The sequence below is a fragment of the Paenibacillus sp. FSL F4-0087 genome (genome assembly GCF_038020215.1).
GTDB classification, from domain to species: domain Bacteria; phylum Bacillota; class Bacilli; order Paenibacillales; family Paenibacillaceae; genus Paenibacillus; species Paenibacillus taichungensis.
The window spans coordinates 670,751-684,499 of sequence record NZ_JBBODJ010000001.1 but is presented as its reverse complement, the minus strand read 5'-3'; the positions used below and the strand labels follow the sequence as shown (position 1 = coordinate 684,499).

The window sequence follows — 13,749 nt, the reverse complement described above, 5'->3', positions numbered from 1 at the left end:
TCTAATGGATGACTCTTCAGAATCCGGCCAGATAGGTGGAGTATTCCAGCATCGCTTTGACCGAAGGCCGGATTTTACTCTCGCTAAGTGGCGTGTTATCGTTCTTGGATGGTTTGGAGTTCACTTCAAGAAGCCAGACCCTTCCATTGGTGTCCAAGGCCAAATCGATGCCGAGTTCGCCGAAATGAGCGGGGATGGCACCTTCAATGCCTTTGGCGATATCCAGCGCCGCCGTATGCAATCCTGCATAAGCAGAAGCTTTGGCTGATCCGGACAATTGGGTTTTGGCTACAGCTTCCTTGACGGTGCTGAGACTTCCACCTCGTGCCAAGTTGGATACATAGTGACTGCCGCCTGCAATACGTGCGACGATGGAAGTGACACTCCATTTGCCCGTACGGTTTTTTTGCACAAGCGCACGGAAGTCTACGGGTCTGCCGCTGTTATCAATCAGGGAAAGACCCTGTTGGATCTGGTAGCGCGTTGTTTTCATTTTCCCGGACAGACTGGCATACAGTTTATCCAGTGAAGCATACGTTTGTTTTCGGGTACCCCCAACGCTTGTAGCGAGGGTGAGGAAACTGCCGTCGTTTTGACGGGAGACCCGGATGATACCTTTGCCAAGCGACCCACGAACCGGTTTCAGAAAGACAACCGGATATCGATTGCACATCGTTTTGAGTGTGGCGGAAGCTTTGAGCAAATGGGATTCGGGTAGCACTTTCTTCAGTGTTGAAATGGACTTCAAAGCATCGAATACTTCATTTTTGTCCAGAAACTTTTCATTGAAGGTTTGTGTACCGTAGAGCGATTTTACTTCTTTCATAAAATGCTGTACGCTAGGTTTGTTCTCAAGCTTACGGGACGTCAGCCGGTTATTGACGACGTCTGCTATAGGCAGAACGGTCTTTTTCCAGCCGTCATCATACACCCAGCCTTTCATATAACCCGTTACCGCTCCAATATCCTCCGGTGTGAAAAAGGATACATAGGCGCCCTGCTTCCGGCAGGCGTTCACCAGTTCTTGACAGAACATCGTGATGGAGCCAAAGGGCCGATCGGGCTGATCGGGGTAATCCTGGCTAACTAATACACTGATGTAAGGTCCGAGGCGCAGCGTGCGGCTGGCTGAACGATAAGATATCCTCAGGACCGAACGGGGAACAAGGCCGGTCTTGCTGGCTACCGTCTGATTGATGCGCAGACCGTCATACCTAGGAACAGGGATGACGGTGACCTCACGGCGGAAAGAGCCGAATTGTAACTGAAGTGGTCGGCCTGAAGGGATTTTAAGTGCTTTGAGCACCCCTTCGCCCAGCATGATGACGTCGTCCTGCAGGATGCCCGAGCCGGTAACCTGAATCGTTACTTTTTTAGTGGACATCACGGATCTCCTTCCGGGCGGCAACTTGATGTCTGATCTCGAAGTTGAACGGCATCTGAACATGGCATGTGCTTCATCATATGAGGACATATAACCCTTGGTGATTGACCCATTTGGATTAAATGCATTTGATGCCCGATAGGTAATGGATGGCATGTTTCCGCAATCTTTGTTTGACGGAAGTGAAATACGTGTATTAACACGGGTGAACGTTGCGATGAGAATGCGAATGAATACGAATGGATAACAGAAGAACAACCCAATTTGAGGAGGAATTATAGTGAACATTTATGACAAAGCCAATGATTTGGCCAAAGCACTGAGAGAAAGCAGCGAGGTGGAAGAAATTACTTCTGCGATGAAGCTGATTGAAGCAGACCCAGAAGCAAAGGCTATGCTGGATAATTTTCGTGATCAACAGATGGAATTGCAACAACGTATGATGAGTGGGGATATGCCTGCACCGGACGAAATGGAGAAAATGGAGAAACTGTTTGAGGTACTGAGCCTGAACCTGAATATCCGTCGTCTGTTTGACGCTGAACGTCGCCTGAGCGTTATTATCGAAGACGTGAACAAAATTATTGCAGACAGCCTGGGTCATCTGTACGGTGGCGCTGAAGCCTAAACCGAAAACCTAGTCCCGTTTTTTTGCCTGAACCTCTCATATTAGCTCCTTATCGTTCATAGACTAGACATATAGAGTCGATCAAGAACGAAGGAGCTGTGAATGGTGAAAAGGTTGAAGAAAGCAAAACATGTGATCTATCTGCTTATCGCGTTGTCGATGCTAGTCATTGCGTTGCCGCGGATTTCCTTTGCTGGTGGAATGGACTGGGTTAATATTTTTGGCATCGTATGGGTGCTGTTCTCCTTATTAATCATTGGTGCACATCTACATTTTATTCTCGGTGTGGATGAAGAGAAGAAGCGTGCACTGGAAGCTGTTCGGCGAGCAAAGCTGCGGCAGTGGGAGATGAAACTGGTGGACAAGCAGGAGCAGAGCAAATCTGTATAAGGTTTGGAACACAGATGACATGGTGATAGAGATGGTTCTATCTGTCTAAGTAAGGCCGGATTCCCTTTGGTATGAAAGGGACCGGTCTTTTTTTATACCCGTAATTAGCTGTTCCGATTATTCAGATCAATGTAGCGCAGATCTTTAGGAGAATGGTGCGTAGAATGGGGTTATTTTCCTAAGGTCGTGTTATAATAGATACAGAATAGTACAGATGCATCTTCGGGGGTGGTACAGATGGACGGACAGGAAGAAAACGTGACGAAGCACGAACAATTGCTTCAACATATTGAACAACTGAAGGTAGGCAGCAAAATATCGGTGCGTGGACTGGCGCGGGAATTGGGCGTAAGCGAAGGAACAGCGTATCGTGCAGTAAAAGAGGCAGAGAACTTCGGCCTGGTCGTGACCAAGGAACGAATTGGAACAGTGCGGATCGAGAAAAGACCTCGCGGTATGACCGAGCAGCTGACTTTTGCCGATGTGGTAACCATCGTCGAAGGTCATGTGCTGGGTGGAAGTGACGGTCTGGCCAAACCGCTTCACAAGTACGTGATCGGTGCGATGAAAGAGCAGGCCATGGCCCGATACATTGACGCGGGAAGCCTGTTGATTGTTGGTAACCGGGACAATGCACATTCTCTCGCACTCGAACAGGGCGCAGGTGTATTAATTACAGGTGGCTTCGGTACAAGCCGTGAAGTGAGAGTGATGGCTGATGAGTTGGGTCTTCCCATCATTTCCTCCAGACATGACACGTTTACAGTAGCTTCAATGATTAACCGTGCGATCTTCGATCGACTGATTAAGAAAAAGATTATGTTGGTAGAGGACATTATCGGTCAAAAGCCACGTCTTCAGGTGCTAAAGGTGACCAGTTCAGCCGCGGATTTTCATCTGCTGGTCTCCGAAACGGGAGAGCATCGCTTTCCGGTAGTAGATGAATGGAACCGGGTTATCGGTATCGTAAGTCTCAAAGATGTGAGCGAGTTAAAAGAGGATCAGAGTATTGAGAAGTGTGTCGTACGTCGCCCAATCACAGCCTCGCTGCAAACCTCACTGGCTTCGGCTGCACAGATCATGACCTGGGAGGGTATTGACTTCCTACCAATTGTGGATCGGAATCGTAAACTGATTGCATCCGTCACACGTAAGGAAGTGCTGCAGGCGATGCGTGATGCACAGAAGCAGCCACAGCTTGGAGAGACGTTTGATCATCTGATCTGGAACGGGTTTGCGGAAGAGCGCGGAGAGCAGAACGAATTGTTTTTCCACGGATTCATCATTCCACAGATGGCGACAGACCTCGGTACGATCTCGGAAGGTGTTCTGTTGAATGTGATGACACAGGCGGGACGGCGTGCCGCATGGGACGTTACAGGTAACGACCATGTGGTGGATAATGTAACAACGTATTTTGTTCGTCCGGTACAGATTGAAGATCAGATTCTGGTTCGTCCCATTATTTTGGAGACAAGTCGCCGGACCTGCAAAATGGATATTGTCATTTCCCGTGATGGGAATGTTGTATGCAAAGCGGTGATGACCCTGCAATCCATCGACCATGCCTAGAAAAGCGAGAAATCCTGGATTTGAAAAATATTATAAGTTCAGAAAAAAGAGAGTATCCTCTTATCGAAATAGCGCACTGTACCCGAAATCAACGTGGCTCAGGCTTGTTCGATAGATGAGGATACTCTTTTTTTGGTAAAACGTAATGACATCGTGCTAATGCATCAGGCAGATTGTCCGGATGTCTTGCCAGTTGCACCGTCTGCATGCTGCTGAAGACGGGCATAGTAACTGCGGTTACGTAAACCGGCGAACAGATTGTACGCTCCCATAATTAGAAATAGCGCTTCCACAACGACGGATAGCGTAGAACCGGTAAACACAAACATCAGGATGAGGGAAAGAATAATCAGCATGCTACCCATCCAGACGTTGGTCCATGAGCGATAAAGACCTGTCGCGATGGGATCAGTGGTTCTGCGGGAACGAATGCTGTTCAGAGCTGAACAGACCATGGCCAGGGCAAAGATGGCGATTAGGACATATTTGAGTACATCGATGAACACAAAGACGCAGCTCCTTTTCTGGAAAGCATTTACTGCCCTTATTGTACCATGCAGGCAGAGGGCAAGGGCAGTTTTTTTCCGGGGCTATCATCTATTTCTAAGCCGGAACGTGCATCCGAATCTGTACCCAAACTTGCAGCACACCTTCCATCACCAGCATTGTTTTCACCTGAACGGTATATTCCTTTTCTCTGACCGTGTACACTTTTTGGTTCAGCATGATGCGCGTCATTTTGCTGTACTCATCGATGTTGAATACGTCGCGGCCCCGGAGCACCTCAAGTTCATCGCCCAGTTTCTGTAACATCACTTTCAGGGAGGCCTCGTCCGGACCTTTGTCAGAATCTTCTGCACGGACCTTGATTTCCTTAATGACGGTTTGGCGTTTACTGTATTTTTTCAGCGTTTTAATATCCTCCTCATTCTGATGCAGCTGAAGCTGCAACTCCTGATTGTTGAGCCACAACTCGTTGTAACTCAAGTGAAATACACCGTTGTACACGACACAACCGGCGATCATTCCCAGAACAAAGACAGCAGTCATGCGCATAAGCGGGCGGTAACGTGCAAAAGGCGGGATTCTCATGGGCGCTGTTCTGGAGTCATGCTAACCCCGTCCTCCACCACATACCCATTTCACCAGTTCGGTGCCCATGTGGGCGCCCATAAATGCGGATATTAAATACAAAATTTGTTTGACTGCCGGAGACAGATTGCCGTCCAGCACGTTGCTTTCGATCACCCGCATCGGATCGATTGTACCGCCAACGGCCGCCGCGAGCGCCCAAATTTTTATTTTCCCAGCGACGTCAAGCATCGTCTGTGTCGGAGGCTGGAGAGAGACCACCGCTCCAATACCTCCAATCATCGCGCCGCCCAGCACGATCCCAAACGCAATGAAGAAATCAAGAATAGCTTTGGACAAAAATGTGCTCATCCGGCAACACCCCTTTCAGACCCAGCAGCACACCTCCTGTCTTCGGTCCGTAACAGGGGGAGCGGCTTGTACTTCTATTGTATGGGCGTGCCCCCGAACGTTATGATAAAATAGAATAATAAAACACTCTTCAATAGGATGAATCCTTATATTTTCATTCATTTCATTAATAGAGCATTTTACATGAAAACAGAAAGCAACTTTCGGTCTGAACCGAAGGATGAAAAATACGGATAGAAGAAGATAGTGCTGTAACCTGATTCAAGAAGGTTGCTGCGACTATCCATGGCGAAAGGAAGAAAAAAACATGAGTTCTTTTGTGCATTTGCACGTTCACAGTGAATATAGTTTGCTGGACGGCGCTGCGCGTATACCGGATCTCGTGAATAAAGCCGCGGATCTCGGAATGACTACGCTGGCATTGACCGACCACGGTGTAATGTATGGTGCTATTCCTTTCTATAAAGCATGCATCGAGCGGGGAATTAAGCCGATCATTGGATGTGAGGCTTATATGACTGCCGGGTCTCGCAAAGAGCGGGGAAGCCGGAAGGATCAGCCGATCCATCATCTGATTTTACTGGCCAAAAATATGACGGGTTATCGCAATCTGATGAAACTATGCTCCATCGGTCATTTGGAAGGCTTCCATTACAAACCACGTATTGATATGGAGAGTCTGGCTGCCCATCACGAGGGTATCATCTGTTTAAGTGCTTGTCTGGGAGGCGAGGTTCCCCAGCATTTGCTGCATGGACGAGAAGAAGAGGCGAAGCGTGCGGCGCTGCGTTACAAACATATTTTTGGTGCCGATTTCTATCTGGAACTGCAGGATCACGGGCTATCTGAGCAAAAAAGAGTGAACCCCCAACTGATCCGTCTGGCGGCAGAGCTTGATATTCCACTGGTGGCGACCAATGATGCGCACTATCTGTCAGAAGAGGACGCCGAGCTTCAAGATGTGTTGATCTGCATCGGAACAGGGAAAACGGTAGATGACGAGAATCGGCTGCGCATCGGAACCAATCAGCTCTATCTTAAGAGTGAAAAAGAAATGGCGCGTTTGTTCCCCCATGTGCCCGAGGCTTTGGCGAATACGGTTCGCATCGCGGAGTCGTGTGAGTTGCAGCTGGAGTTCGGTAAATCCATTTTGCCAGAATATAGACCGCTTCCTGAAGGGAAAACTCCTTCTGCCTATCTGCGCCAGCTGTGCGAAGAGGGAATGGAAGAGCGCTATAGTGAATCATCACGTTGGACGGATACGGAGCTCAGAGCCGAACTTGAACAGCGGCTGGATTATGAGCTCCGGGTTATAGACAGTATGGGATTCTCGGATTATTTCCTGATCGTATGGGATTTTATCGCCTATTCTCACCAGCAGGGAATTGTCACCGGACCGGGTCGTGGCTCCTCGGCAGGTAGTCTGGTTGCCTACACCTTGCGTATTACAGACGTTGATCCCATGAAATATAACCTGCTCTTCGAGCGGTTTTTGAATCCGGAGCGGATCTCCATGCCGGATATTGATATCGACTTCAGCGATGAACGTCGGGACGAAGTCATTGAGTATGTTGCGAAAAAATACGGCAAAGCCCATGTCGCCCAAATTATTACCTTTGGTACGATGGCTGCCCGTGCTGCTGTTCGGGACGTTGGACGTGCACTGAATGTGCCTTACGGCGAGGTGGACAAGGCAGCGAAGCTGATTCCTGCACAGCTTGGTATTAACATTCAGCGGGCAATGGAAGCCACCCCTGAACTGAAGGCTTTGTATGAGACCAAGCCGAAAACACGTGAATTGCTCGATATGGCTATGAAGGTGGAAGGCATGCCTCGTCATGCTTCCACGCATGCGGCGGGGGTTGTCATCTCCCGTGATCCGCTGACGGATGCTGTTCCGCTTCAGGAGGGCAGTGAGGGAACGGCCCTAACGCAATATTCCATGGAAAACCTGGAGTCTATTGGACTGCTCAAAATGGACTTCCTCGGTCTGCGTACCCTTTCAATTATTGAACGATGTCTGCGCTGGATTGGTGAAAATGGCGAAATTCCGGATTTTCGTCATATTCCGGACGATGATGCACTCACATATGAGATGCTTGGTCGAGGTGACACGATGGGTATATTCCAGCTCGAATCCGCAGGAGTGCGTCGTGTCCTGAAGGAGCTGAAGCCGAGTGTATTTGAAGATATTATTTCCGTACTGGCCTTGTATCGTCCGGGCCCGATGGAGTTCATATCCAAATATATTCAGGGCAAACACGGACAGATCGAAGTGGATTATCCACATGCGGATTTGGAGTCCATTCTCAAGGATACGTATGGCATCATTGTATATCAGGAACAAATTATGCAGATTGCTTCCCGGATGGCAGGCTTCTCTCTTGGTGAAGCGGATTTGCTCCGTAGAGCGGTTTCCAAGAAGAAACGGGAAGTACTGGATCTCGAACGTGGGCATTTTGTTCAGGGTAGTCTTAAGCAAGGATACACTGAAGCGGAGGCAGACCTGGTCTATGACATGATCGTCAAGTTTGCCAACTATGGTTTCCCGCGTGCTCATGCCGCTGCGTATGGCGTGCTTGCTTTCCAGACGGCTTATCTGAAAGCACATTATCCCATTCATTTTATGGCATCCATGTTAACAGCCGTTATGGGCAGTCACCGTAAAGTAGCGGAGTACGTTGTGGAATGCAGACGCATGAATATTGAAGTGCTTCCACCGGATGTGAATGAGAGCGGCATTCTGTTTACACCTGTGCTTGCATCATCTAGCAGAACTAGTGCTGGACAAGCGGCAGAAACCCAACGTTTAGGGGGAGAAAGTGGTGAGAACGGTACAGCAGGTTCTACGGTGGAACGTGCTGTACATGATGATCATTATTCCGGACAAGCAGAGTACGGTGAAGCACCTCTGCCGGATGACCCGGGTCCCGAACCAGACGAAGACGGTAGTGGTGCATATGAGTGGCAGGCAGCGACGACAGTGCCAGAGCAGTCCGAAGATCGAAATAATTCTGGCGTAGTGACTGTTTCTACAGCAGAACGCCTGCATGGGACTGGGGAAGAGGAGTCCTCGCATTCCGAACAGCATGGAATGTCCGCTGTACAGGAGAAAGATGGATTGTCGAATCAGAACTCTGATGCAGATACTGCAACCGGGGCGATACGTTTTGGTCTGGCTGCGGTGAAAAATGTAGGTACCCAGGCGATGGAGAGTATCATGATTGTACGGCAGGAAAGACCGTTCGACAGCCTGCTCGATTTTTGTCGTCGCGTCGATTTGCGTGTATGCAACAAACGTGTAATTGAATCGCTTATTCAGGCGGGAGCCTTTGACACATTGCCTGGGCACCGTGCCCAATTACTGGCGATGCTGGATGAGACCGTGGAAGCCGCTCTGAAATGGCGCAAGGAACGCGAGGATCTGCAAATTCAATTGTTTGATTTTGTCGAGACGCCGAACTGGGAGATTGAATATCCCGAAATTCCGCCTTATTCCGGGAGCCAGCAGTTGGAGCTGGAGCGTGAGCTGTTAGGTTTGTATCTGTCTGGTCATCCACTGGATGATTACGAAGATGTGCTTGAATCCAGCGGCGCAGATCGCATTATGGAACTGACGGAAGCGGCTGACGATACGATGGCCGTCGCAGCCGGTATGGTTGTGTCTGTGAAGTCGATTACGACGAAACAGGGCAAGGCTATGGCGTTCATGGAGCTGGAAGACCAGATCGAACGCTGTGAAGTGGTTCTCTTTCCCGAAGTATGGCGGCGCAGCCAGCAGCATGTCGGGAAAGGTGAACTGCTCGTCGTGCGCGCCAAGGTGCAGCAGCAGGACGAAGGGTTCAAGCTGCTGGCTGAGGAAGTGGCGCCGTTGTCATCGGCGGCACTGGAACAGCAGCTGCGCAGCCGCGAACGGCGCGGTAAGCCCGGCAGCGGCAGTGCTTCGCGCCCGGCGGCTCCGCCACGGCAGGCGGCTGGCGCGGGAGCCGGAGCACAGCGCAGCAGTGCAGGCGTGAATGCTGGAGCTGCACGTAGCAGCGGAATCCAAGGCCCATCAGCGTCGCACAGCGCTGCGGGTGGATCAGGAGCGGCCGATGCTAATGGGGCCGCTTCCGTGGCTCGCCGGGCCGATGAGGCCGCTGGCGGCACGGAGCAGAGTCGTGGGCCGCGAGTGATGGAGCAGCGAGTGTTCGTGAAGATCACTCCGCAGGCGGAGAATCCAGAGCTCCTGGCCCGATTGAAACTATTGCTTCAGCAGCATTCGGGTCCGGTTGCGACGGTGCTCTTCTATGAACAGCAGCAGAAGCTGCTCGCATTGAGTGATGCCTACCGGATCAAACCTTCGCCCTCTTTGTTCTCCGAGATGGAGAAGATGCTGGGTGAGGGTACGGTCAAAATAAAATAATTGGTTTTCATGCACGTAATTGTTTTCTTGATTCAAAGCTCTAACGAAACTACCGCGCCTTAACAGGCGGATGATCGTAAAACGCAAAGTTTAACGAACTTCAGTAACGTCACTCCGGTACAAAACTGCGGCACGACCTATAGAATGACGAAAAAACATCTCTGTGATTGTTAAACCGCAGTTTTGTGATAAATTGGAGTTAATCGCGTGCGTTGATTTCGTTTGGTCCGAATCGAATAAAACTAAAAAGGTATCCCAGGCCTTGTTCATGACTTTGAGAAACCCCTCTTATTCCCAAGATGAAGCCTGTTCGGCCAAATGCCGAGCAGGTTTTTGTATTTATTTTACCAAATTACATCGAGAATGAAGGGGAAGGAGATATTGAACACAAGCATGTAATATGTGAATCTTTTTACATAATTTATAGGATAAGCAGACTGCTAAAGCGAATGCGCGTTTCGCATTTTTTATGAACATTTTGCGAGTTTGCCGCATACACTTGAGAACACCGAAGGACCTGGGGGTCCTCGGGGGAGCGATGCGGGAGGTCGAGATATGTCATATGAAATCGTAGAAGCCATGCTGGCCCGGCGGGGTGTACAGATTGATGCAATCGCGGAAATTGTATATCGTCTGCAAAAAGGGTACCACCCGGAACTGACTATGGATGACTGTGTCACGAGTGTAAAATCGGTACTGCAGAAACGTGAGGTGCAATATACGCTATACACAGGTATAGCCCTCGACGAGCTTGCTGAGAAACGCCTTTTGCCGCAACCTTTGCAGGCAATTATGGAGGCGGATGAATCCCTGTATGGAGTGGACGAGACTCTTGCTCTTGGCATTACCCATGTGTATGGTATGATCGGTTTAACCAGTTTTGGTTATCTGGATAAAGAAAAGATTGGTGTCATTCATGATCTGAATGAAGCAGGACCAGCTATACATGTTTTTCTGGACGACCTGGTTGCCGGGCTCGCCGCTGCTGCTTCTGCCCGAATTGCTCACAAAAATATTAAAGCCAAGAAATATCCATCGGATATCTGATTTTCTTCATTTGTGTTTTCATTTATTTGGTATCTTTTGTTTGTTCAATGGAAGGTCATCCAGGGTGGCTGTTGCTGCCCTGAGCGGCCTGAAATCCCTTTTTTGAAAAGGAAAGTCCTAGGATCATTGCATCACCATATCTGTTATCCTCGCGGGACAAATGTCTCTATAGATCTCGTTTTCTCCCCAAAGGTCCCGAACCCTTCCTTGCAGAAAAAAAGTGAGGTATGTTATCATTAGTCCAATATACGGGCTCTGAACATTAGCTTAGGGGGCGGACATGGCATGTGGACGGTGATTTACATTGCACCGACAGCAAAGGTTGCGGACAAGATTAAGACCAAGCTTTCGGAAGAAGGTTTTCTGGTACAGACCCGTCCCATCAGTTTATCCAAGCAGCAATTTGAGATTCGCGTCCCTTCAGGGGAATTGGAAGAGGTTCAGGAAGTGCTGAATTCGATTCTGCATTCCTGATTCATTCGATATCAGACGTGCCTTGGCAGATGAAGAAGTACCAATGGTACATAAGGGACTGACCGCGTAAGCGGAGTGAGGAATCGACTTGCATGTATTGTATGCTGCTGTCCTTCCTTCTTTTTTTGTTAGGACAAGGACCGACCAGATTGCTCCCAGAGACCCTACCAAGACAGATTCAAACATCGGCGCAACAATCTTTCGGTTATTGCAGGTAACATCAATCGTGCTGACAGAAGCCGCTGATCCTTGCCTTATACCGGCGGATTTTTTTGTTGTGAATGCTGGACAAGGCCCATGGCAGCGTATGGGTCGTAAGCGGTTTACCGCAGCGCGCGGATGAAGTTGCTACATGCAACGGACTGCAGGTTGCGGCCATCAAATCAACGGCTGGAGAGGTGTAGTTGTGTTCAAAGATATATTCCAAAAAAAACGGAAGTACGCCACCATACCTTCCGAGCGTGCGCTTCGTGGCGAAGGTCAGGAAGCTGGAGAACGTCCAAAACGGGAAATACCTGAAGGGCTTATGAACAAGTGCAGCAAATGCGGCACGATTCAATATAGCAAGGAATTGGAAAAAAACCTAAAAGTATGTCCGGCTTGCGGTTACCATATGCGGTTGAACGCAATGGAACGTATTGCCATGGTTCTAGATGAGCAAGGGTTTGTGGAGCATGACGCTGATATGATCTCGGTTGATCCGCTCGACTTCCCTGGATATAGCAACAAACTGGAACAACAGCGCCTGAAGTCTGGACTGAAGGAAGCTGTCATTACGGGTGAGGGAACCATAGAAGGTTTGCCTGTGGTTGTTGCTGTCATGAGCTTCGACTTCTTCACAGGCAGTATGGGTTCGGTAGTAGGGGAGAAAATTACTCGTGCGATTGAGCATGCAACAGAGAAACGCTTGCCTTTGATCATTTTCTCAACATCTGGGGGTGCCCGGATGCAAGAGAGTATTCTTAGCCTTATGCAAATGGCAAAAACAAGCGCGGCTTTGTCCCGTTTGGATGAACAGGGTGGGTTATATATTTCGGTCATCACCGATCCGACGACAGGTGGAGTTTCGGCCAGTTTTGCGAGCCTTGGTGATATTATCATTGCTGAGCCGGGAGCTGTATTTGGCTTCGCCGGTAGAATCGTCATTGAGCAGACAATCCGTCAGAAACTGCCTGATGATTTCCAGACGGCAGAATTTAATTTGCAGCACGGCCAGCTGGACATGGTGGTCCATCGCAAAGAACTTCGAGCCACCCTTGGCAAGCTTCTAGACATGCATAGTGAAAAAGGAGGGGTCTAAATGGCGGGTGAGTTGCCATATGAAGCGCCTCTGGTTGAGATGCGCAAAAAGATCGAAGAGCTCGTACAGTTTGGACAGGAAAAAGGCATCGACTTCACCGATGAAATTGCCCGCCTGGAAGAACGTTATCATAGACTCGAAGAAGAGATTTATTCCGGCATAACGGCTGCCCAGAAAATGCATTTGGCGCGGCATCAGCAGCGTCCGACGGCACTGGATCTGATCCAATTGATATTTACCGATTTCATGGAGTTGCACGGTGATCGCATGTTCGGAGATGATCTTGCGGTCGTTGGCGGACTGGCGAAGCTGAACGGAAAAACAGTAACGGTTATCGGCCAACAGCGGGGGAAAGATACAAAAGATAATATCGCCCGTTTTTTTGGGAGCGCACATCCGGAAGGATTCCGAAAAGGGCTGCGTCTGATGAAGCAAGCGAACAAATTTGGTCGTCCAATTATTACATTCGTTGATACTAAAGGGGCGTATCCGGGTAATACTGCTGAAGAGAGAGGTCAATCGGAAGCTATTGCCCGTAACCTGCTTGAAATGGCGAAGCTCTCGGTGCCTGTTATCATAGTGGTCATCGGCGAAGGAGGCAGCGGCGGGGCTCTAGCTATGGCTGTGGGTAATCGTGTGTTGATGCTGGAGCATGCGATTTACTCTGCGATCTCTCCGAACGGTGCTGCGTCCATTCTTTGGAAAGATGCATCCAAGGCAGATCAGGCGGCCGAAGCGATGAAAATAACGGCCAAAGACCTTCTGGAGATGGAGGTCATTGAAGAAATAATTCCTGAGCCACGCGGCGGTGCTCATCGGGATTATGAAGAATCTGCGGCTGCGATAAGCGAGGCTTTGGTTCGTCATCTGGACGAGATGAAAGGATGGAGTGGTGACCAATTGAAACAGGATCGGTATGAGAAATTCCGTAAAATTGGATCAGTCACGTTTGAACCTGAAGTGCAGATAGAAGTTCCCCAAGTGCCTGTTGAAGTCGATACAGCAGGTAATTTGTCGGGAAATGCAGAATGATGTGACGAATTTCCTATACAAATGAGCAAAAGTATAGTAAATTTAATAGTTGGAAAAAGAAAAAGAGATAAAAA

Annotated in this window: 12 protein-coding genes; 8 read left to right on the top strand and 4 right to left on the bottom strand. The window is 49.2% G+C overall.

From position 1 onward, the window contains the following. Positions 1 to 16: 16 nt before the first annotated feature. The gene (locus MHB84_RS03165; RefSeq protein ID WP_076289794.1) at positions 17 to 1,384 is read right to left on the bottom strand and encodes a YheC/YheD family endospore coat-associated protein; all 1,368 of its coding nucleotides are present in this window, start codon (positions 1,382 to 1,384) and stop codon (positions 17 to 19) included. Positions 1,385 to 1,664: 280 nt separating this feature from the next. On the opposite strand from MHB84_RS03165, the gene MHB84_RS03160 reads away from it, so the two are divergent. From MHB84_RS03160 to MHB84_RS03150, 3 genes are all read left to right on the top strand, one after another. Further along, positions 1,665 to 2,012: a YlbF family regulator gene (locus MHB84_RS03160; RefSeq protein ID WP_076289793.1), complete on the top strand. Its 348-nt coding sequence runs from the start codon at positions 1,665 to 1,667 to the stop codon at positions 2,010 to 2,012. A 102-nt stretch (positions 2,013 to 2,114) separates the two neighbouring features. Next, positions 2,115 to 2,402, top strand: a complete 288-nt coding sequence (locus MHB84_RS03155) for a hypothetical protein (RefSeq protein WP_076289792.1) — start codon at positions 2,115 to 2,117, stop codon at positions 2,400 to 2,402. A 237-nt stretch (positions 2,403 to 2,639) separates the two neighbouring features. After that, entirely contained in the window at positions 2,640 to 3,974 is a 1,335-nt protein-coding gene (locus MHB84_RS03150) for a DRTGG domain-containing protein (RefSeq protein ID WP_064639320.1), read from the top strand. A gap of 164 nt (positions 3,975 to 4,138) precedes the next feature. On the opposite strand, the gene MHB84_RS03145 is transcribed toward MHB84_RS03150, so the two are convergent. The 3 genes from MHB84_RS03145 to MHB84_RS03135 all read right to left on the bottom strand — a co-directional run bounded on the left by MHB84_RS03145 (position 4,139) and on the right by MHB84_RS03135 (position 5,417). Then, positions 4,139 to 4,480, bottom strand: a complete 342-nt coding sequence (locus MHB84_RS03145; RefSeq protein WP_179087170.1) for a YtpI family protein — start codon at positions 4,478 to 4,480, stop codon at positions 4,139 to 4,141. Positions 4,481 to 4,577: 97 nt separating this feature from the next. Beyond that, a complete protein-coding gene (locus tag MHB84_RS03140) occupies positions 4,578 to 5,066 on the bottom strand; it encodes a hypothetical protein (RefSeq protein WP_076289791.1) in 489 nt (162 codons plus the stop codon). Between the two features lie 21 nt (positions 5,067 to 5,087). Beyond that, entirely contained in the window at positions 5,088 to 5,417 is a 330-nt protein-coding gene (locus MHB84_RS03135) for a YtrH family sporulation protein (RefSeq protein ID WP_024629128.1), read from the bottom strand. Positions 5,418 to 5,724: 307 nt separating this feature from the next. Between MHB84_RS03135 and MHB84_RS03130 the strand changes: the two genes are divergently transcribed. From MHB84_RS03130 to MHB84_RS03110, 5 genes are all read left to right on the top strand, one after another. Continuing rightward, positions 5,725 to 9,822, top strand: coding sequence for a DNA polymerase III subunit alpha (locus MHB84_RS03130; RefSeq protein ID WP_076289790.1), 4,098 nt, complete (start codon positions 5,725 to 5,727; stop codon positions 9,820 to 9,822). Between the two features lie 555 nt (positions 9,823 to 10,377). After that, a complete protein-coding gene (locus tag MHB84_RS03125; protein ID WP_024629130.1) occupies positions 10,378 to 10,869 on the top strand; it encodes a phosphatidylglycerophosphatase A family protein in 492 nt (163 codons plus the stop codon). A 285-nt stretch (positions 10,870 to 11,154) separates the two neighbouring features. Further along, positions 11,155 to 11,343, top strand: coding sequence for a hypothetical protein (locus MHB84_RS03120; RefSeq protein WP_017689496.1), 189 nt, complete (start codon positions 11,155 to 11,157; stop codon positions 11,341 to 11,343). A 406-nt stretch (positions 11,344 to 11,749) separates the two neighbouring features. Beyond that, on the top strand, positions 11,750 to 12,643 hold the full coding sequence (gene accD, locus MHB84_RS03115; protein WP_053783533.1) for an acetyl-CoA carboxylase, carboxyltransferase subunit beta: 894 nt from the start codon (positions 11,750 to 11,752) through the stop codon (positions 12,641 to 12,643). Next, a complete protein-coding gene (locus MHB84_RS03110) occupies positions 12,644 to 13,675 on the top strand; it encodes an acetyl-CoA carboxylase carboxyltransferase subunit alpha (RefSeq protein ID WP_076289789.1) in 1,032 nt (343 codons plus the stop codon). Positions 13,676 to 13,749 lie beyond the last annotated feature (74 nt).